At 68.9% G+C, this 23,725-nt stretch carries 2 protein-coding genes; both read right to left on the bottom strand.

Annotation, left to right across the window (positions count from 1 at the left end; genetic code table 11):
- Window positions 1-105 precede the first annotated feature (105 nt).
- The gene (locus AB0J95_RS48125) at window positions 106-9,447 is read right to left on the bottom strand and encodes a type I polyketide synthase (RefSeq protein ID WP_364773167.1); all 9,342 of its coding nucleotides are present in this window, start codon (window positions 9,445-9,447) and stop codon (window positions 106-108) included.
- Window positions 9,444-23,603, bottom strand: coding sequence for a type I polyketide synthase (locus tag AB0J95_RS48120; protein ID WP_364773165.1), 14,160 nt, complete (start codon window positions 23,601-23,603; stop codon window positions 9,444-9,446). The genes AB0J95_RS48125 and AB0J95_RS48120 overlap by 4 nt, the downstream gene beginning before the upstream one ends.
- Between the last annotated feature and the right edge of the window lie 122 nt (window positions 23,604-23,725).

Raw genomic sequence — 23,725 nt, 5'->3', positions numbered from 1 at the left:
TACTGGGGGTGACTTTCACCGCCAACCCCTCAGCGCGCGACCGGTACCCTTATCGGACGACGTGAATTCCTCATGCCCGGCAAGGGAAATCCTCAGTGCTGGTCCTTAGTGGTCCTGGTCGAGGATCTCGAAGATCTGTTCGGCCGTGGCGGACTCGATGTCCTCGCGGGTGATCACAGCGTCCTGCGGCTCGACCCACTTGGCCGCCATGGAACGTAGCCGCCGCACCACTTCCGCATGTTCGTCCTGGCTCACCGCGGCCGCTTCGAGCACCGACTCAAGCTTGTCCAATTCGGACAACAGCGTCTGCTCCGGTTCGGTGAAACCGGCCACGATCAGGTCGGTCACCGCCTTCGCGGTGGGATGATCGAACGTCAGGGTCGCCGGCAACCGCAGCCCGGTCGCGGTGGTCAGCTGGTTGCGCAGTTCCACCGACGCGGCCGAGTCGAACCCGAGCTGGGTGAACGCCCGCTCGGGATCGATGGCCGATCCGGACGGATGACCAAGGACCGATGCCACATGAGCCCGGACGATGTCCAGCACGACGCGGTCCCGTTGGTCCGCAGGCATTCCGGCGATCCGCTCACGCAGTTTGCCGGTGGCCATCCGGGGAACCTGAGCCATTCCCCGGAGCACCGCCGGAACCTGGTCGCGCTTGCGGAGTTCGGCGCGGTCGATCCGGACCGGGACGACGGACGCCTCACCGGCCGCGTCGAACATCGCCAACGCTTCCGGCACCGGCAACGGATCCAGGCCCGACTTACGCATCCGCTCGCGATCGGCCACGGTCAGGGATGCGGACATCCCAGCGGCGATGTCCCACATCCCGTAGGCCAACGAAGTCGCCGGCAGGCCTTGGGCTCGTCGTTGGGCGGCAAGGGCGTCCAGGAACATGTTCGCTGCCGCGTAGTTCGCCTGCCCGGCGGCGGGAAGTACCGCCGACGAGGAGGAGATCATCACGAACGCGTCCAGGTCCAGATCGCGGGTCAGCTCATGCAGATGCCAAGCGGCATCGGCCTTCGCCGACAGCACGGCGTCGATCTGCTCCAGGGTCAGCGATTCGATCATCGCGTTGCCGGCGACCCCGGCGAGGTGAACCACGGCCGAGATCATGTGGTCCGCGAAGAGACTTTCGAGTTCGTCCTTTCTGGACACATCGCAGTCCGCCAACCGCACCACAGCACCGAGCTTGGCCAGCTCGTTCCGCAGTCCGGACGCCCCTGGCGCGTCGATCCCCCGACGGCTGGCCAGGACCAGGGACCGGACGCCATGAGCCGTCACGAGATGCCGGGCGATCGCCGAACCCAGCGCACCCGTCCCGCCGGTGATAAGAACCGTACCCTGCCAGGTCCGCTCGCCCTCGACCGGCAGCTTTGTCAGCCGGGGAACCAGGATCTCGCCCTCGCGGATCGCCAGCTCCGGTTCGCCCGTCGCGACAGCGTCCGCCAGGACGGCCTGGGACTCAGTGGTCCGGTCCACGTCGACCAGGACGAACCGGCCGGGGTTCTCCACCTCGGCCGCTCGCACCAGCCCCCACACCGGGGCCTGCCGGACGTCCGCGCCTTCCTCATCGTCAGTGGACATCGCGTTCTTGGTGACGATCACGAGCTTTCCCGAGCCGTCGGCCAAGTGTTCCTTGATCACCGAATGCGTCCGAGCCAGGACCTCTCTAACACTGTTAGGGAGGCTGTCGTGGACCGACGGGATGTCGAAGAACTCGGCGGGTCCGGCAGGGCCGCCAGGATCGATCGGCAGCCAGCCGACCTGGTACACCGAGTCCACCGGCGGCGGCACGCCCGGCTTGATCGGCCGCGTGGCCAGGCTGCGAACCGTGAGAACGGGTTGCCCTGCCGAGAACAACTCGATCGCCGGACCCGACATCCGGACCAGGACGGCGGTCACGTCCTTGGCATGCAAGGAGACGCCGTGCCACTCGAACGGCACCTCAGCATCCCCGGCCAGCAAACCGGCGTGCATGGCGGCGTCGATCAGGGCCGGATGGATCGCGAAGCCACGCTCGGGCACAGCGACCTCGGCGAAGAGGTCATCGCCGAGCTGCCAGGCCGCCCGAAGCCCTTGGAACGCCGGACCGTACGCGAACCCCTTGTCGTACAGCAACTCGTAGGCGTCCGAAACGTCCAGCTCGACCGCACCCTCGGGCGGCACCTCCAGTGCTTCACGAGGCGGTTCGGCAAACCCGCACGTGCCTTCGCAGTGCAGGATCCACTCTTCGTCCCAAAGCGAGAACACCCGCACGGACCGCTTCCCGGCTACCGGTTCGCCCAGGACCACCTGCACCGGACGGTCATCGGTGAGGACGAGCGGCGTATGCATGGTCAGCTGGTCGATTCCTGGGCTGCCGGTTCGCTCCCCTGCCCACAGCACCATTTCCACGAACGTCGACCCGGGAACCAGGACCTCGCCGTTGATCTCGTGGTCGGCGAGCCAGGGCTGGGCGTCGATCGAGAGCCGGCCGGTGAACGTGACAGCGGCCGAGTCCGGGGACGGGACCTCGGTGGTCAGGAACGGATGGTCGAGACCACTGGGCGCCGGGTCCTTGGCGAGCATCCAGTACCGCTGGTGCTGGAACGCGTAGGTGGGCAGGTCGACCCGGTTGGCACCGGTGAAGAACGCGCTCCAGTCCACTGGCATGCCGGCCGCGTACAACTGCCCGATGGCGGTCACCAGCCCGATGGCCTCGGGCCGGTTCTCCCGCTGCAACGCCACCAGCACGGCCTCGGACTCGAGCGACCGCTCGGCCAGCCAGGTGAGCACCGCGTCCGGCCCCAGCTCGACGAACCTGGTCACGCCGCGGGCTTCCAGGAAGCGGATCCCGTCGGCGAACCGGACCGGTCGGCGGACGTGCTCGACCCAGTACCCCGACGACCGGCATTCGGCCAGGCCACCGGTCACAGTGGACACCACCGGGATCTCCGCCGCGCGATAGGTCAACCGGGCCGCGATCGCGCGGAACTCGTCCAGCATCGGGTCCATCAGCGGTGAGTGGAACGCATGCGACACCCGGAGCCGCTCGGTCTTGCGGCCCTGCGCGGCGAACCGGGCCGCGATCTCGACGACCACATCCTCCACACCGGACAGTACGAGCGAGTTGGGCCCGTTCACCGCCGCGATGCTCACCTTGTCCGTGACCAGCGGCACGACCTCGGCCTCGGTGGCCTGGACCGCGACCATCGCGCCCACCGGCAGGCTCTGCATCAGCCGTCCCCGGGCGGTGATGAGCGTGCAAGCGTCCACGAGAGACAGGACTCCGGCGACGTGTGCTGCGGCGATCTCGCCGATCGAATGGCCCAGGAGGTAGTCCGGCCGGATGCCCCATGACTCCAGCAGCCGGAACAAGGCGACCTCGACGGCGAACATCCCGGCCTGGACGAACTCGGTCTGACCGGCCAGGTCTTCGTCGCCGCCCCAGATCACACCCTTCAGCGGCAGGTCGAGGCCTTTGTCCAGTTCGAACACGACCGCGTCGAAGGCGTGCGCGTAGGCAGGGTACGTCTCGTGGAGCTGTTGCCCCATGCCGAGCCGCTGGGCGCCTTGACCGGTGAACAGAAACGCCGTTCTGCCAGCATGGTTCTTGCCTCGGACGACCGCATGACCGGTTTCACCTCTGACCAGCAGACCCAGCCCACGTAGCAGCTTGGACCGGTCGCTGCCGACCACTGCGGCTCGGTGGTCGAACGCGGTCCGCGTGCTGAGCAGTGAGAACCCGATGTCGGCGGGATCAAGGCCGGGGTTGTCCTCCACATAGGACTTCAGCCGCCGCGCTTGGTCGGACAGAGCGGCGGGAGTCCGGCCGGACAGGATCCACGGCATCATCGGAACGGCAGGGCTCGCAAGCGGTTGCTCCGCCGGGACATGCTCGATGATCACGTGCGCATTGGTGCCGCTCAGGCCGAACGACGAGATCCCGGCCCGTCGGACCGGCCGGTCCCAGGGCCGGGCCTGGGTCAGCAACCGGACGTTGCCGGTGGTCCAGTCGACGTGCGGGCTGGGGCGGTCGACGTGCAGGGTCGGCGGCATTGTGCCGTGCCGCATCGACTCCACCATCTTGATCACGCCCGCGATCCCGGCCGCGGCTTGGGTGTGGCCCATGTTCGACTTGATCGAGCCCAGCCAGAGCGGTTCGGCGCGGCCCTGACCATAGGTGGCCAGCAGTGCCAACGCCTCGACTGGATCGCCCAGCGTGGTCCCAGTGCCGTGGGCCTCCACGACGTCGATGTCCGATGGGGACAGTCGCGCCGACGCCAGTGCCTGGCGGATCACTCGTTGCTGAGCCGGGCCATTCGGCGCGGTCAGTCCGTTCGAGGCGCCGTCCTGGTTCATCGCCGAACCCCGGACGATCGCGAGCACGGGATGGCCGTTGCGGCGTGCGTCCGAGAGACGTTCCAGCAGAACAACTCCGGCGCCCTCGGCCCAGCCGGTGCCGTTCGCCGCGCCGGCGAAGGACTTGCACCTGCCGTCGGGCGCCAAGCCGCGCTGTCCGCTGAAGTACACGAGGTTGTCCGGGGTCGCCATCACGGTGACGCCACCGGCCAGAGCGAGGTCACACTCGCCGCCTCGCAACGCCTGCGCGGCCAGGTGGAGGGCGACCAAAGAGGACGAACACGCGGTGTCCACTGTGACCGCCGGACCTTCGAGGCCGAGCGTGTGAGAGATGCGGCCGGAGACCACGCTGCCGGCCGTTCCGCCGCCATAGTCGTGGTACATCACGCCCGCGAACACCCCGGTCGAGCTGCCCCGCAACGAACCCGGGTCGATCCCCGCGCGTTCCACAGCCTCCCAGGAAATCTCCAGCAGCAGCCGTTGCTGGGGATCCATCTCGGTGGCTTCGCGAGGGCTGATCCCGAAGAAGTCCGCGTCGAAATCGCCTGCGCCGTCGAGGAATCCACCGATGTTGGTGGCGGTCCTGCCCGACGTGTACAGGTCTTCCGGCCAGCCCCGGTCGGTGGGCAGGGTGGACATCACGTCCCGGCCTTCGGCGACCATCCGCCACAGATCTTGCGAGGAGCCGATGCCGCCGGGGTAACGGCAGCTCATCGCCACGATCGCGATCGGATCGTCGCCCGGCCCGGCGGACTTGCGCGCCTGCTGCCCGTCGCAGGCCCCGGCGATGTAGTCGGCGAGGTCACCGACCGTCGGATAGTCGTACGGCAGCGTGGCCGAGAGCCGCAGGCCCGTGGCCGCGCTGAGCCGGTTGCGCAACTCGATCGTCGCCAGCGAGTCGAAACCTAGCTGTTCGAACGATTTGTCCGGGTCGACCGCGGCGGCGTCGGAGTAGCCAAGCACCCCGGCAACCGTTTCCCTGACCACATCGAGAATGTCGTCGTCGGTGAGGTCCGCGTTGCGTACCTGACGGATCGGAGTCCGGACCTCGCCGAGTCGCGCTGGGACGATCGTGCTCGCGTCGATCGTCATCGCCGCGTCGAACAGCCGAACACCCTGCTCGACGGAGAAACCTCCAGAGCCCATGCCGATGTCCCAGCGGCCGAACGCCAGCGAGATGGCCGGAAGCCCGTCGGCGCGGCGCTTTGTGGCCAAGGCATCGAGGAACGCGTTGGCTGCCGCGTAGTTGCCCTGCCCGGCCGAACCGAGCACCCCGGCCACCGACGAGATCAGCACGAACTTCGACACCTCGCCGGCCAGCTCGTGCAGATGCCAGGCGCCGTCGACCTTCGGTGCGAACGTGGTGCCGATCCGGTCCGGGGTCAGCGAAGCGACGGTGCCGTCGTCGATCACCCCGGCCGCGTGGATGATCGCGGTGACCGCGTGGGTCGCCAGCAGATCGGCGACCGCCTCGCGGTCGGACACATCGCAGGCGACGATCACGGCACCCGGAACATCGACTTCGCGGGACGTACGGCCGGTCAGGATCAGCTTGCGAATTCCGTGTTCGGCCACGAGGTGACGAGCGATCGCGAGCCCCACGCCGGTCGTCCCGCCGGTGATCAACACCGTGTCGTCGGCGCTCCAGACCGTCGTTTCTCCGCCGTCGACCCGCTCCAGCCTGGGAGCCAACACCTTCCCGGCGCGGATCCTCAGTTCCGGTTCGCCGGTCGCCATCGCCCCGGCCAGTGCCCCGCTGCCGTCGGTGTCCACCACCACGAACTGGCCGGGGTTCTCGGCTTGGGCCGAACGGACGAGTCCCCGCACGGGAGCATGCCGGAGATCATCCTTCGTGACGATCACCAGCCGTGACTGCCGGTCTTCCCGGAGCCAGTCCTGCAGTTCGTGCAACACCTGTTCGGTCACCAGCCGCGCACCCGCGAGAACGTCACCTTCGAGGGAGCATTCGAAGACGGCGTCGACGGGTTCCGCGTCCCCGGCCGGGACCGGTCGCCAGACCGTCTGGAACAACGGACCCGCAGTGGTCTGGTCCGCCGGGAGTGCCCGGGTGATCAGGGAGTCGACGGACAGGACTGGGCGACCGATGGCGTCGGCCAGGGTTAGGCCGTTCGGACCAATGCGGACTCTCGCCACCGCTGATCCCTTGGCGTGCAGGGACACGCCCTTCCACACGAAAGGCACGGCCGGATCCTCGGCGTCCACCATGGACACGTGCATGGCGGTATCAAGCAGCACCGGGTGGATGCAGTGCCGTTCGGCGTCCATCCGGTCCGGCAGCTCGACCTCGGCGAACAACTCGTCCCCGCGCCGCCAAGCCGATCGCAGGCCCTGGAGCATCGGGCCGTACGTGAGGCCTTTCGCTGCCAGCGCCGGATAAACGTCGGCGATGTCGGTGAGTGCGGCGTCCGGTGGCCATTCCCGCAGGTCATTCCCTGTGGCGGCGCTGGATGAAAGCGTGCCCTCAGCGTGCAGGGTCCAGTCGCCACCGGACTTGGCGAACACCCGGACCGCCCGCCGGTCCAGATGCGGGGCGTCGACGACCACCTGAACCGGGCCGCCGGTCATCGGCGCCCGCAAGGTGAGCTCATCGATAGCCGGGCAACCAACGTGCATTCCCGCGTAGAGCACCATCTCCACGACGGCACTACCAGGCACGACAACCTGTCCGGCCACTTCGTGATCGGTGAGCCACGGCTGCCTGTCCGGGGAGATCTCGCCGCTGAGCACCACAGACGAATCGCCCACGGGCGTCGCCGTCGTGAGAATCGGGTGGTCGATCGGCGTGTGCTCAGGGCCGATGACCGCGGTGGTAGGAGGGAGCGTCCAGTACCGCTTCCGCTGGAACGGATACGTCGGCAGGTCGACCCGCCGCGCCGCGGTTCCGGCGAAGTACGCAGCCCAGGTGACGTCCATTCCGGCGACGAACAACCGGCTGACCGCGGTCAGCAACGTCATCGGCTCGGACTCGCTTCCGCGCAACCCGCAGGCGTGCACGGCGTACTCGACCGACTGCTGGGCCAGCTCGGTCAGATCGCCGGTCTGGCCGAGTTCGAGGAACCGGGAGACTCCCAACGAGGCCAGGTACTCGATGGCGTCCGTCAGGCGATCGGCAGGTCTGGTCCAGTAGTCCGGGTCGTCGATGTCCGCGGCCGCACCGGTCACAGTGGACACGACCGGGATGCTCGGCGCCGCGAAGTTCAACGTGGCCGCGATCTCCCGATCGGCGGCCAGCGCACAAGCGTCCTCAAGGGACAGGACACCGGCGGCATGGGCGGCAGCCACTTCGCCATCCCCGTGCCCGGCCACATAGTCGGGTTTGATGCCCCACGATTCCAGCAGCCGGAACAGCGCCACCTCGACCGCGAACAACTCGCTCACGTCGGGGTAACGCATGACCTCGTCGTAGGCCTGGGCGAAAGCCGGATAGCCGTCGTACAGTTCCTGGCCGATTCCCACACGGGCCTGGCCGCCGAACAGAAACGCTGTCAGACCGTGGATGCGGCCGGTCCCCACGATCAGCCCTGGGGCTCGTTCGGCTCGTCCGAGTTCGGCCAGTCCGTGTTCCAGATCCTCTACCGCCGATCCGAGCACCACGGCCCGGTGCGCGAACCGGGCGCGGCCGGACGCCAGTGAGTAACCAAGGTCGGTCGGCTCGGTGTCCAGATAGGACAACAGTCGCGTGGCCTGAGCCCGGACAGCGTCCGCGGTTTTCCCGCACACCACCAAAGGCACGACTGGCACGGCCAGCCCTCTGGACTCAAGGGGGACGACGGGCGCCTGTTCGATGATCACGTGCGCGTTGGTGCCGCTCAGCCCAAAGGAGGACACCCCGGCCCGGCGGCACGTCCGGTCCCAGGGCATGGCCTCGGTCAGCAGCCGCAGGCTGGACCAGTCCATCTTGGAACTGGGTGAGTCCGCGTGCAGGGTCTTGGGCAGGATGCCGTGCTGGATGGCCTGGACCATCTTGATGATCCCGGCCATCCCCGCGGCCGCCTGGGTGTGGCCGATGTTGGACTTCACCGAGCCCAGCCAGAGCGGGCGTTTCCGGCCGCGGCCGTAGGTTTCCCGCAGGGCGTGGGCTTCGATCGGGTCGCCGAGCGGTGTGCCGGTGCCGTGGGCTTCGATGACATCGATGTCCGCGGCGGACAGCTTGGCGTTCTCCAGGGCAGTCCGGATGACTTGTTGCTGGGCTGTGCCGTTCGGCGTCATCAACCCGCTGGACGCGCCGTCCTGGTTGATGGCCGAGCCGCGGATCACCGCCACTACCGGGTGCCCGCGGAACTGGGCGTCCGAAAGCCGTTCGATGAGCAGCACCCCCACACCCTCGGCCCAGCCGGTGCCGTCGGCAGTGGCGGAGAACGACTTGCACCGGCCGTCCGGCGAAAGCCCGCGCTGCTCACCGAAGTCGATCAGCATCTGCGGAGTCGCCATCACGGCCACTCCGGCGGCCAGGGCCATCGAGCACTCACCGCGGCGCAGCGCCTGGCAGGCCAGGTGCAGAGCGACCAAAGAGGACGAACACGCGGTGTCGACGGTCAGCGTCGGCCCTTGGAGCCCAAGGGCATAGGCGACTCGGCCGGACACAATGCTGCCCGCGCTCCCGCCCGCGTAGTCGTGGTACATCAGCCCGGCGAACACGCCGGTGTCGCTGCCCCGCAACGACACCGGGTTGATGCCCGCGCGTTCGACCGCCTCCCAGGAGGTTTCCAGCAGGAGCCGCTGCTGCGGGTCCATCAGGGCCGCCTCCTTCGGCGAGATCCCGAAGAACTCCGCGTCGAACATCGCCGCGTCGTGCAGGAACCCGCCCGCGCGGGCGTAGGTGCGGCCGGGCCGGCCGGGCCTCGGGTCGTGCAGGTCCGGGTCCCAGCCGCGGTCGGCCGGGAACGGCGTGATGGCGTCCCTGCCATCCGCAACGAGCTGCCAGAGGTCCTCCGGTGAGCTCACGCCGCCGGGAAAGCGGCAGCTCATCGCCACGATCGCGATCGGCTCGGCGAGCAGCCGCGTGGTCTGGCCGCGCAGGCGTTCGTTGTCCCGCATGGACTTGCGGAGGGCCGCGACGAGGCGGTCGGCGGGAACGTCGCTCACCGGTCTCCCTCCTCCTCGTCCGTCTCAAGCACCGCGCGCACCAGTTCGTCCACCGCCATGGTCTCGATGGCGGCCATTCGGTCCACTTCGGACTCGGCGGACAGGTCGGCCATCTCCAGGACCATTTCCAGGATCCCGGTCTCGCGCATCCGGTCCAGTGAGATGGTGGCCAGCTTCTCGTGGATGGCGATGTCCGGGTCCTGCTGGGGCACCACTTCGGTGAGCAGGAACAGGGCCAGGTCGGTCGCGTTGGGATGGTCGAACATCACGGTCGCCGGAAGTCTCAGCCCCGTGGCGGTCTGCAAGCGATTGCGCAACTCGATCGCCGCCAGCGAGTCCATGCCGAGGTCGGTGAAGCCACGTTCGGGATCGACCTGGCCGAGGACCGCTGACACGTGCCCGCACACCAGGTCGAGCATGAACCGGCTGCGCTCCGGCTCGGCCAGTTTCATCAGATCCCCCCGCACGGCCGGTTTTCCGGCCGGGCGGGCGAGGCCGCGCAGCAGGGCCGGGATCTCGTCCGGCCGGGCCCGGAGCGTCGGCAGGCTCACGTTCGCGGGCACCAGAACGGAATCGTCCGTGCCGGTCGCCCGGTCGAACAGGGCCAGACCGTCCTCGAAGGACAGAATCGGCAGCCCGGCCCGGTCCATCCGGCGCACGTCCAGCTGACCGGCGATGCTCTCCCACGGTCCCCACGCCAGCGAGGTCGCGGGCAGGCCGGCCGCCCGGCGGTGGTGGGCGAGCGCATCGAGGAAAACGTTCGCGGCAGCGTAGTTCGCCTGTCCGGCGGCCATGACCATGCCGCCGATCGACGAGTACATGACGAACGCCGACAGGGGAAGGTGTTCGGTCAGCTCGTGCAGATGCCAGGCGGCGTCGGCTTTGGCCGCCAGCACATGGTCGATCTGCTCGGGCGTCATCGCTTCGACGAGGGCGTTGTCCATCAGCCCGGCCGCGTGCACGATCCCCGTCAGCGGGTGCGCCGCCGGTATCTCGGCCAGCAGCTCGGCGATCGCGCTCCGGTCGGACACGTCCACAGCGGCGATCCGGACGTCCGCCCCCATCGCGGCCAGGCTGTCTCGCAACTCGGCGGCGCCAGGTGCGTCGATCCCGTGGCGGCTGGTCAGGACCAGGTGCCGGATATCGTGCTCGGCCACGAGGTGCAACGCGGTCAACGAGCCGAGCAGACCGGTCCCGCCGGTGATGAGCACCGTCCCATCTGGACTCCACGGCGCCTCGCCGTCGCCGACCACCGCTTTCACCAGGCGCGGCACCGAGACAATACCGTTGCGGATGGCCAGTTCCGGCTCACCGGACGCGAGCGCGGCGGCCAGCATTCCGCGGGAGGCTTCGGTGTCGTCGATGTCCGCGAGGATGAACAGTCCCGGGTGCTCGGCCTGTGCCGCCCGGACCAGGCCCCACACCGGAGCCTGCCGCAGGTCGACCTGGTCCTGGTCGCCGACCACCATCGCAAGCCTGGTCACGATCGCCAGCGGTGTGCGGGTGTCCTGGGCCAGCCATCCGCGGATCGCTTTCAGCACGCGCTCGGACAGCTCGCGGATGGCCGCGGGCACATCGTCCTCATCGGACTTCACGCGCAGTACTCGGGCGTCGGTGCGGCCGGATACCTCGATGGCGCTCCAGGCGACCTTGTAGAGCGAGTCCTGGTGCGCCTTGCGGCCGGACACCGCGCGCAAGCTCAGCGACTCGATCGTGGCCACCGGCTGACCGGTCGGGTCCGCAAGGGACAGTGCGACCATGTCCGGGCCAGGCTTGGTCAGCCGGACCCGCAACGTCGAGGCACCCGCTGCGTGCAGGGACACTCCGGACCAGACAAACGGCAGCGCGGTCCGGTCAGCCGCCGGGTGTCCCTCGTCGAGGATCCGTTCGGCATGCAACGCGGCGTCCAAGAGTGCCGGGTGCAGGCCGTAGGCGGTGGCGTCTTCGCCTTGTGGGAGACGGACATCGGCGAAGACGTCGTCTCCGCGGCGCCAGGCTGCCCGCACGCAACGGAACATCCGGCCGTAGCCGTAACCAAGCGAGGCAAGGTCCGCGTACAGCGCGGAAATGTCGATGCTCTTCGCTCCGGCCGGCGGCCAGGCCCGCAGGGTCATGGTGGGTTCGGCCGGGATCGATGAGAGGATGCCGCGGGCGTTGCACTCCCATTCACCCTCGGGACGCGAGTGGATGGACACCGAGTAGCGGCCGTCATCCTCCCGGCCCAGCACGACCTGGACCGCGATGCTGCCCTCGGCGGGGATCTCCATCGGCACCTGCTGGATCAGCTCGTCCAGCACATCGCAGCCGACCTCCTGCCCGGCCCGCAACGCCATCTCCACGTAGGCCGAGCCCGGCAACGTGATCTTGCCGAGAATCATGTGATCCGCCAACCAGGGCTGACTGTCCACAGACAACCGTCCGGTCAGCATCGGCGCGCCCGAGCCGGCCATCGGCACGACCGCGCTCAGCAACGGGTGCCGGGCCGCGACCTGGCCAAGGTCGGCCGCATCGCTGACGGCGGCCGGGATCGCCGGTGCGTCGAGCCAGAACCGTTGCCGCTGGAAGGCATACGTGGGCAGGTCGATCCGGCGAGCGCCGAACCCGGCGAAGAACGACTGCCAGTCCGGGTTCGCCCCGGCCACCTGCAGGCGGGCCAAGGCGTTCACCAGGGTCGCGGTCTCCTCGCGGCCGCGGCGGATCGCCGGGACCACCATCGCACCGGCCCCCAACGAGTCCAGCACCAGGCCGGACAGGATGGCCTCCGGACCGAGCTCGATGAACCGCGTGACACCGGCCGCCGAGAGGCACCGAATGCCGTCGGCGAACCGGACGGTCGAGCGGACATGGCCGATCCAGTACTCGGGCGAGGTGAGGTCCACCGCGATCCGTCCGGTCGCATTGGACACAATCGGGATCCGCGGCTCATGGTAGGCAATGCTTTCAGCCACATCCCGGAACTGGGCGAGCATCGGCTCCATCAGTGGCGAGTGGAACGCGTGCGACACGCGGAGACGGGTCGCCCGGCGGTCCTGGTCGGCGAAGTGGCGCGCGATGTCCACCACCGCCTCCTCGTCACCCGAGATGACCACATTGGACGGTCCGTTCACCGCGGCGATTGCCACCCGTGGCGAGAGCATCGGCAGGACCTCGTCCTCGGTGGCCTGGATGGCGACCATCGCCCCGCCCGAAGGCAGCGTCTGCATCAGCTTTCCTCGTGCGGTCACGAGTTTCGCGGCGTCCGAAAGGGACCAGACACCGGCCACGTGTGCCGCTGCCAGCTCGCCGATCGAGTGACCGGCCAGGAAGTCCGGGCGGATGCCCCACGACTCGATCAGCCGGTACAGCGCGACCTCGACGGCGAACAACCCGGCCTGCGCGTACATCGTCTGGCCGACCATGTTCTCCGACTCGCCCCAGATCACGTCGGTCAGCGGCAGGTCCAGGTACTCGTCCACCTCGGCGGCGATCTCGTCGAACGCTTCGGTGAACGCGGGGAACGTCGTGTACAGCTCGTGGCCCATGCCCATCCGCTGGGCGCCCTGCCCGGTGAACAGGAACGCGGTCAGCCCGTCGTCATCCGCGTTCCCGGTGATCACACCGGCCGACCGGCCCTCGATCACCGCGGTCAGCCCGCGCAGCACGACGTCCCGATCGCGGGCGGGGATGACCGCGCGGTGGTCCAGACCGGCCCGGCCGGTGGCCAGCGAGTAGGACAGGTCGAGCATGCTCAGGTCCGGGTGGTCCAGCAGGTGCGACCGCAGTCGTTCCGCCTGGTGCGCCAGGGCTTTCTCGTCGGTCGCGGAAATGACCACCGGCAGTACACACCTGGCCGGAACACTGTCCACAGTGGCCCCTATCGGCGCCTGCTCGATGATCAGGTGTGCGTTGGTGCCGCTGAGCCCGAACGAGGACACCCCGGCCCGGCGGAGACCGGACTTCGGCCAGTCGCGGCCCGAGGTCAGCAGCCGTACGGCGCCTGTGGTCCAGTCGACCTGGTGGGAGGGTTCGTCGACGTGCAGGGTCATCGGCATCCGACCGTTGCGGATGGCCATCACGGTCTTGATCACACCGCTGATGCCCGCGGCCGCTTGGGCGTGGCCGATGTTGGACTTGATCGAGCCCAGCCAGACCGGCTCGTTGCGGTTCTGGCCGTAGGTCTGGATGATCGCCCGCGCTTCGATGGGGTCACCCAGCGCGGTGCCGGTGCCGTGACCCTCGACCATGTCCACATCGGACGGTCGTAGGCCGGCCGCGGCGAGCGCCTTGAGGATCACCCGCTGCTGTGCCGAACCATTGGGAGCGGTGAGGCCGTTGGAGGCGCCGTCCTGGTTGATCGCCGAACCACGGATGACCGCCAGCACGTTGTGGCCGTTACGTTCGGCCTCGGAGAGTCGTTCGACGAGGAGCAGGCCGACGCCCTCCGACCAGCCGGTGCCGTCCGCCGCGTCCGAGAACGCCTTGCAGCGTCCGTCCGAGGCCAACGCGCCTTGCTGTCCGAACTCGGCGAACACATCCGGGGTCGGCATCACGGTGACGCCACCGGCCAGCGCCATGGTGATCTCGCCGGACCGCAGTGCCTGGCAGGCCATGTGCAACGCGACCAGGGAGGACGAGCACGCGGTGTCCACAGTGACCGCTGGTCCTTCCAGACCAAAGGTGTAGGCCACTCGGCCGGACGCGATGCTGCCCGCGTTGCCGTTGCCCACGAACGCGGAGACCTCGTCGGGGATCTGCATGCCCTGGCCGTACTCGTGGTACATCACGCCCGCGTAGACGCCGGTCTGGCTGCCACGCAAGGACTTCGGGTCGATCCCGGCGCGTTCGAACGCCTCCCACGCGGTCTCCAGCAGGAGCCGCTGTTGCGGGTCCATCGCGGTGGCCTCGCGTGCTGAGATCCCGAAGAAGGCCGGGTCGAACTCGGCCGCGTCGGTCAGGAAACCGCCCTGCCCGGTCATGGTCCAGCCCCGGTCGGCGGGGAACCCGGAGATCACGTCCCAGCCCTCGGACACCAGTTCCCACAGATCCTCCGGCGACCGGACGCCACCGGGGAACCGGCAGCTCATCCCGATGATCGCGATCGGCTCATCGGCCACGGCGGGCACTGGCTGGATACCGGCGGCCACGGGAGAGCCGCCGGTAAGCTCGGTCTTCAGCAGCCGCGCCACTTCCCGGGCGGTCTGCTGGTCGAACACCAGCGTCACCGGGAGGTTGAGCCCGGTCGTGGCGTTCAGCGCGTTGCGCAGCTCGATCGCGGCCAGTGAGTCGACCCCGAGATCCTGGAACGCCTTGTCCGGCTTGATCGCGGCCGGCTCGTGGCCCAGGACCGCGGCGACGTGGCCGATCACGACGTCGAGGAGGATCCGGTCGCGTTCGCCGCCGGTCTTGCCGATCAACCGGCGGGCCAGATCGTGCTCGGCGACCCGCCGTGTGGTCCGGACCAGCCCACGCAGCAACGGCGGGATCTCTGTCATCGTCTCGATTCGCAGCGGCACGACCAGTGCCTCGTCGGCGAGCATGGCGGCGTCGAACAGGACGAGGCCTTGCTCGGCGGTCAGCGGCGGCATGCCCAGGCGGGTCATCCGCTCCGACTCGCCGGTCCACATGCCGAACGCCATCGCGGTCGCGGGCAGGCCCATCGCCTTGCGGTGCTGGGCCAAGGCGTTCAGGAACCCGTTGGCCGCCGCGTAGTTGGCCTGCCCACCCGGGATGACCAGGCTGCCGGCCGAGGACAACAGGACGAACGCGTCCAGATCAAGGTGCTGGGTCAGCTGGTGGAGGTGCCAGGCCGCGTCGACTTTGGGCCGCATGACATCGGCGAGGCGTTCGGGAGTCATCGCGCCGACCACGCCGCCGTCCGTTGTGGCCGCCGCGTGCACGATCGCTTTCAGCGGGCGATCGGCCGGGATCTCGGCCAGCAGCTCAGCGAGTTGGTCACGATCCGTAACGTCACAGATCTTGACAGTTACATTCGCGTCCAGTTCGGGTGCTTGACCACCGCTGCGGCTGGCCAGGAGCAGGTGTCGAATCCCGTGCTCGGTCACCAGGTGCTCGGCGATCAGCGCGCCGAGGCCGCTGGTACCGCCGGTGATCAGGACGGTGCCGTCCGGGTCCCACATCGGCTCGACCGCCGGAACCATCAGCTTGGCCAGGCGCGGGGCCATCAGCTCATCGCCGTGGACGGCGAGTTCGGGTTCGTCCGAGGCCGCGGCGGCAAGTAGCGCTGTGTCGTCAATGCCGTCCCAGTCGACCAGGCCGATCCGGCCCGGCTGCTCGGCTTGGGCCGCCCGGATCAGGCCCCAGATGGGCGCCTGCACCGGGTCCGGGTCGTCGGTCATCGCGTTCGCGGTGACCACGACCAGTTTCGACGTTTCGAACCGGTCGTGCTCGAGCCAGGTCTGGACCAGCTCCAGCACCTCGCCGGCCAGCGCACGGGCCGCGTAGGGGACGTCACCGGTGAGGTTCGGGCACTGCGCGATCACCACCGCGGGCACGGGATCGAGCGCCAGCAGGCCTTCGAGCATCGGCGCACCAAGGAAAACACTGTCGTCGTTGATGCGCGGTCCCGGCACCGGGACCCAGTCCACGCGGAACAGCGAATCGTGGGTGGCACCCCGAGCGGCACCCAGTTGTTCACTCGAAACCGCTCGGGAGATCAGGGAGGCGGCCGACAGCACCGGCCGGCCCTCGTTGTCGGCGATCATCATCTCGGACTCCTCGGCGCCGCGGATCCGGCGTACCCACACCCGCACCGCACGCGCGCCGGTCGCGTGCAGTGACACACCAGTCCACGCGAACGGCAGCAGGACCTGGTTGTCCACCAACAGGTCCGCGTGCATCGCCGCGTCCAGCAAGGCCGGGTGCAGGCCGTAGCCCGCCGACGGCACGTGCGCGGGCAGCTCGACCTCGGCGAACAGCTCGTCGCCGCGCAGCCAGGCCGCCCGCAGACCTTGGAACGCCGGTCCGTAGCCGAAACCGAGGTCCCGCAACTCGTCGTAGCCGCCCTCGACCGGAATGCCGCCGTGCGGCGGCCACTCGGACAGGTCGACCATCAGCTCGGCCGCACCCACGGCCAGCAACCCGCTCGCATGCCTGGTCCACGGCTGCTCGTCGCGGCGCGAGAAGATCCGCACCGACCGGCACCCGGACTCCTCTGGTCCCACCACAACCTGTACCGCGACCGGGCCATCGCCCAGTGGCAGCGGCGTTTCCAGGGTCAGCTCTTCCAGGAGGTCGCAGCCGACTTGATCACCCGCACAGATCGCCAGCTCGACCATCGCCGACCCGGGCAGAATCTGGTTGCCCAGCACGGTGTGGTCGACCAGCCAAGGCTGGGTCGACAGGCGTCCGGAAAGGACGATCCCGCCTTCCTCCGGTGACACCATCACCGTGGTCAGGATCGGGTGGTCGAGCCGGTCCAGCCCGGCCGGGCGCCGGGGCTCGATCCAGTACCGCTTGTGCTGGAACGCATACGTCGGCAGGTCCGCCAACCGGCCGGGGCCGAAGAAGTTCGCCCAGGTGACTCTCGTTCCCCGGGCGTGCGCCTTGGCCAGTCCGGTGACCAGGGCCCGCTCGGTGGAGAGCGCCTTCAGCTCCAGGAACGTGTGGTCGGCGAGGAATCGCAACGTGTCGGCGAACCGGACGGTCTCGCGGGCGTGCCGGACCCAGTACTCGGCATCGACGCGGTCGATGACCATCCCGTTGGACACCAACGGAACTCTGGACTCGTGGTAGGTCAGTGTCGCGGCGATCTCGCGGAACTCATCGAGCATCGGGTCCATCAAGGGCGAGTGGAAGGCGTGCGACACTCGCAGCCGAGTGACTTTGCGACCCTGCATGGTGAACCGGTCAGCGATCTTGGTGACCGCGGCTGTCGAGCCGGAGACCACAATGGACCGTGGGCCGTTGATAGCCGCGATGCTGGTGTCAGCGGTGAGCAGTGGCGTGACTTCGGCTTCGGTCGCGGTGATCGCGAACATCGCGCCGCCGGAGGGCAGCGCCTGCATCAGACGGGCTCGGGCCGCGATCAGCTTGGCCGCGTCGCGCAACGAGAGGATGCCCGCGATGTGTGCCGCCGCGATCTCACCCACCGACTGACCCGCGACGAAGTCCGGTTCGACGCCCCAGAACTCGAGTAATCGCGCCACTGCCACTTCGACTGCGAACAAGGCCGGTTGGGCGAGCATGGTCTGGTCCAGGGCGTCCTGGTTCGTCCCCCAGATCATCTCGCGCAACGGCAGGTCACCGTGCTCCTCCAACTCGGCCACCACCGCGTCGAAGACCTCAGCGAACACCGGGAACGTGCCGTACAGCTCGCGTCCCATACCCAGCTGCTGAACACCTTGCCCACTGAACAGGAACGCCGTTTTGTTTTCCTTGGCCTGTTCGAAGGTACCGGTGGATGCGACTTCTTCGAGGCCGGCGATGAACTCGGCCCGGGTCTCGCCGACGATCACCGCGCGGTATCCGAACGCCGTACGGGCGCAGCCAAGGGCTCGACCGACACGAGCGAAGTCCTCGTCGCGCAGCGTGTCCACTGTGGTGCGCAGCCGGTAGGCCTGCTCAGCCAAGGCCGCCGGGGTCTTCGCCGAGATCACCCACGGCAACACGGTCGCATCCGGTGCGTACTCGTCGTGCGCCTCGGTGGACGGCTGTTCGAGGATCACGTGGGCGTTGGTGCCGCTGATTCCGAAGGACGAAACGCCTGCCCGGCGGGGTCGTCCGGTGTCCGGCCAGTCGACCGCGCCGGTCAGCACCTTGACGGTGGTCCAGTCAACGTGCGAGGACGGTTCGCCGGCGTGCAGGGACATCGGGAGAACGCCGTGCCGCATCGCCATAACCATCTTGATCACGCCAGCGATCCCGGCGGCCGCTTGGGTGTGGCCCATGTTCGACTTCACCGAGCCGAGCCACAGCGGTTCCTGCCGGTCGCCGTAAGCCTCCATCAGGGCCTGCGCCTCGATGGGGTCGCCGAGAGTCGTTCCGGTGCCGTGCCCTTCCACGGCGTCCACATCGGCCGGACTCACCCCGGCCGCAGTGAGGGCTTGGTGGATCACGCGTTGCTGGGCCGGGCCGCTCGGAGCGGTGAACCCGTTCGAGGCACCGTCGGAGTTCACTGCGGAGCCTCGGACGATCGCCAACACCTTGTGACCGTTGCGCTGGGCGTCGGACAGGCGTTCCAGCAGGACCATGCCGACACCCTCGGCCCAGCCCGTGCCGTCCGCACCGGCGCCGAACGACTTGCACCGGCCGTCCGCCGCGAGCCCGCCTTGCCGGTCCATGTCGGTGAACGTGTCCGGAGTGGACATCACCGTCACGCCACCGGCCAAGGCGAGCGAGCACTCACCGTTGCGCAACGCCTGCATCGCCCAATGCATGGCCACCAGGGACGATGAGCATGCAGTGTCCACAGTGACCGCTGGTCCCCGCAGGCCGAAGGTGTAGGCGACGCGACCGGACACCATGCCTCCGGAGTTGCCATCGCCGTAGTCGTGGTACATCACGCCCGCGAACACACCGGTGTCGCTGCCGCGCATGGACTCCGGGTCGATCCCAGCGCGTTCGAATGCCTCCCACGACACTTCCAGCAGGAGGCGCTGCTGCGGGTCCATCGACTCGGCTTCGCGGGGTGAGATCCCGAAGAAGTCGGCGTCGAACTCGGCCGCGTCATAGAGGAAGCCGCCTTCACCCGACAGCTCCCAGCCACGGTCGGCCGGGAACCGCGAGATCACGTCCTCTCCCGCGGCCACCATCTGCCAGAGGTCCTCCGGAGACTGGACATCGCCCGGGAACCGGCAGGCCATCCCGATGATCGCCATCGGCTCGTCCGGCTCGATCCCGGGCAGCGGCAATGGTTCGGCGACGTGGTTGGCCAGGTGTTCGGCAAGCGCGGCCGGGGTCGGGTGGTCGAACGTCACGGTCGCGAACAGGCGTTGTCCGGTGGCCGCGGTGAGGCGGTTCCTCAGTTCCAGGGCGGTGAGGGAGTCCACGCCGAGGTCGTGGAACGTCTTGGTGGGAGTGATCCGCGAGGCGTCCTCGTAGCCGAGAACGGCCGCCGTCTCGATGCAGATGAGTTCGAGCGGTGACAGGTCGTTGTGCGACCGCGCCGGGATGGCCTCGAACCGGGCCGGAATCACCATTCCGGCATCGCTCGTCATCGCCTGGTCGAACAGCTTCAGGTTCTCCTGGGCGCTCAGGGTGGCGACGCCGATGCGGTTCGACGTGGTGGCGCTCATGCCGTCGGACCATGGTCCCCACGCCAGCGAAGTCGCCGGGAACCCTTGTGCCTTGCGGTGGACGGCCAAGGCGTCCAGGAAAGCGTTGGCGGCCGCGTAGTTGCCTTGCCCGGCACCGTCCACAGTGGCCGCCATCGAGGAGAACAGGATGAACGCCGAGAGATCACCGGTCAGCTCGTGCAGGTTCATGACGCCGTCGATCTTGGAGCGCATGACCAGGTCGAGGTCGTCAGGCGTCAACGAGCTGATCACACCGTCGCTCAACACACCGGCCGCGTGCACGACGGCGTTCACCGGGTGCTCAGCCAGAACGACTGCCACCGCCTCACGATCGGCGACATCGCAGGCGACCACCGTGACGTCGACCCCAAGTTCGGCGATGAGGGAGTCGGCACCGGGGGCGGACGGGCCTTGACGGCTGAGCAGGACGAGGTGTTCGACGCCGTGCCGGTGGACCAGGTGCCGGGCGACGTGCGCACCCAGCGCCCCGGTCCCGCCGGTGATCAGGACGCGGCTGTCCGCGTGCCAGGGCGAGTCGCCAGCGGGAGCCGCCAGCCGGACACGTTCAGGCTTGTGCAACTGTCCATTGCGGACTGCTAGCTCCGGCTCGTTGGCAGCGGCGGCAATGGCCACGATCTCGGTCAGTTCGTCGACGTCGACGAGCACGAACTCGCCGGGGTTCTCGGCCTGCGCCGCTCGGACCAGCCCGGAGATGGGCGCGTGCATGAGGTCGACGTCCTCGCCGTTCGTCGAGACCGCGCGCTGGGTCACGATCACCAGCTGAGCACCAGCCGGATGCGGGTCGGCAAGCCAGGCTTGGAGCATCGCCAGCACGTCGGCGGTGAGCGCCTTGGTCATCGCGGGGATGTCGCCGGTCAGCCGCGGCACGATGTACATGCCGTTGCCGTCCGGGGCGGTCGCCGGGGCCGGGATCGGTGTCCACCGGATCTCGTGCAGATCCTGGGTCAGCGGCCGCTTGTGGCGCAATCGCACCGGCCCCATCGACAGCACCGGCATGCCCTCAGGGTCCTCAATGGACAGTTGCTCCCGGCTGGCCCGTACGCGGACCGTCGATCCGGCCACCGAGTGCAGGACGACTCGTTCCCACGCGAACGGGACGCCGAGGTCCTCGCCCGCGACCAGGTCGAGGGTGTGCATGGCGGCGTCCAGGAGCGCCGGGTGGATCACGAAGTCGCCGTCGGCGGGCAGGGACACCTCGGCGAACACTTCGGCGCCGCGTCGCCAGGCCGTGCGGAGGCCGTGGAAGGCAGGGCCTTGCGAGACGGTGGCGTAGAACCCGGTGAGGTCAATGGGCTGGGCGCCTCGCGGCGGCCACTCCCCTGTGCTCACGGCGGGTTCCGCGGACGTCAGCTCGCCATGGGCGTGCTTGAGCCACGGTTCGTCGCCGGTCCGCGCGTAGATGTCGACGGCCCGGCCGTTCACGACCACCTGCAGCTCGGTCTCGCCGGTGTCGGAGAGGACCAGCGCATGCTCGATGGTCAGCTCGGCCAGCGCCGGGAACCCGGCCTCCCGGGCGGCTCGCAGGGCCAGCTCGACAAAGGCCGCACCAGGCAACAGAACCATGCCGGAGATGACGTGGTCCGCCAGCCACGGGAACTGCCGCAGCGACACCCGGCCGGACAACACGACCCCATCCGTTCCAGCCAGTCGCACCATCATCGGCTGGGCAGCAGCGGCACCGAGCCAGAACCTCGTGTGCTGGAACGGGTACGTCGGCAGCGACACCCGACGGGCGCCCGGGAAGAACGCCGCCCAGTCCACCGAAGTCCCACGCACGTACAGCCGGGCAACGGCCGTGAGCAGGTCGGGAGTGGCCGGGATCGTCTCGCTCGGAGCGTCGTCACCGGAACCGAGGCGCAGGAACGTGTCCACGCCCTGGTCGGCGAGCCACCGCAGGCCGTCACTGAACTCCAGTTGCCCGGGCACGAGCGGGATCTGCGGCGGCGCGTACGTGACCACGCGGGACAACCGCGCGCGGTCCTCGTCGGATGCCGCGGTCAGCAAAGCCGCGTCCTCCAACGACAACACTCCGGCCGCGTAAGCCGCCGCGAACTCACACACCGGATCCCCAGCCACGAAGTCCGGCCGCACTCCCCACGACTCGAGTAGCCGGGCCATGGCGACCTGGCCGGCGAACGCCTCCCCCGCGCCCATCGCCGCTTCAAAAGTCGCCGCATACAACGGATACTCGGCGTACAGCGCCCGATCGACAGCGGCCCCAGCTGTGAACAAGAACGCCGTCCGCCCGCCTGTCACCGAACCCCGGATCACGGCGTCATCGATGATCACGGCCCGCTCATCGAACCGAGCCCGTCCCACCGCCAACGTGAACCCCACGTCGGGCCCCGGCGAGTGTTGCCGCAGAAGCATGTCCAGGGCGGCGGAGGTCTTGGCGGACAGGATGTACGGGAGGCGGCCCGAGGGGGCGGGAGCAGCCGTCGGGACTGGGGGCTCTTCGATGATCACGTGGGCGTTGGTGCCGCTGATGCCGAAGGCCGAGATACCCGCGAGGCGGGGGCGTTCCGAGCGTTCCCAGGGCACTGGCGAGGTCAGCAGGCGGACATCGCCGACCGCGGGTGAGGGTGACTCGATGTGCAGGGAGCGGGGCAGGATTCCGTGGCGGAGGGCCATGATCATCTTGATCACGCCGGCGACTCCGGCGGCGGCCTGGGTGTGACCGATGTTCGACTTGACCGAGCCGAGCCACAACGGTGTCTCGCGGTCTTGGCCATAAGTGGCGAGGATGGTTTGCGCTTCAACGGGATCGCCCAGCGCGGTGCCGGTGCCGTGTGCCTCGACGACATCGACATCAGCGGCGGTGAGACCACTGGTGGCGAGCGCGGTCTGGATCAGCTGGCGTTGGGCGGCGCCGTTCGGAGCGGTGAGACCGTTGGAAGCGCCGTCCTGGTTCATCGCCGAACCACGCAGCACGGCCAGAATCGGGTGACCGAGGCGAACGGCGTCGGAAAGCCGTTCCACGACCAGCAACCCGGCCCCTTCGGCGAGGCTCGTGCCGTCCGCGGCGGCAGAGAACGCCTTGACCTGTCCGTCCGGCGCGAGCCCGCCGAGCTGCGAGAACTCGGTCCACACCGACGGGCTGCCCAGCACGGCCGCTCCCCCGGCCAGCGCCAGCGAAGCCTCGCCGCGCCGCACGGCCGCTGCCGCGAGATGCAGGGCCACAAGCGAAGAAGAACAAGCGGTGTCGACGGTGAGCGCGGGCCCTTGCAGCCCAAGGAAGTACGCGATGCGGCCAGAGGCGATGCTCAGCGAAGTCCCGGTGAGCGAGCCCGCGTACGAGGCGGCTCCCGCCCCTACGAACACCCCTGTTTGACTGCCACGCAAGGATGTGGGGTCGATACCCGCGTCTTCCAAGGCCTCCCAGGCGATCTCCAGCAGGACCCGCTGCTGCGGCTCCATCGCGAGGGCCTCACGCGGGCTGATCCCGAAGAACGAGGCGTCGAACATCGCGGCATCCGTGAGGAACCCGCCGAAGCCGGTCGCGTCCCAGCCGCGGTCCGAGGGGAACGGCGTGATCGCGGATCGCCCGTCCAGCAGCAGATTCCACAGGTCCGAGGGCGAGGAGACACCGCCAGGCAACCGGCAGGCCATGCCGACGACCGCAACCGGCGAGTCCACAGTGGATACCTCCACCGGACGGTCCTCGGACAGACCAAGGATGTAGGCCGCGAGGTCGATGACGGTGGGGTGGTCGAAGGCGGCGGTGACCGGCAGGCTGATGCCCAGCGCGGCGGTGAGGCGGGCATGCAGTTCGACCAGGGCGAGGGAGTCGAGGCCGAGGTCGCGCAGCGGTCGGGTGGGGTCGATCTGGAGGGCGGGCCGGATCTTGGCCAGCACCGCGAGGGCCTCGGCCCGGACGACGTCGAGCAGCACGGCGAACTCCATGTGCGCACTCCCCGGTTTTCGACGGATGAAACCACCTCAACCGGGACGGTATTGCGCACGTCACGGACCCCAGTACCCCTAGCCACCCCGAGCGGCCACAATTCACGGGTGGCCCGGAATGG

Origin of the sequence: Actinocrispum sp. NPDC049592 (assembly GCF_040675465.1) — a bacterium.
In the GTDB taxonomy this organism is placed as follows: domain Bacteria; phylum Actinomycetota; class Actinomycetes; order Mycobacteriales; family Pseudonocardiaceae; genus Kibdelosporangium.
This window is presented reverse-complemented; position numbering and strand designations above follow the sequence as displayed.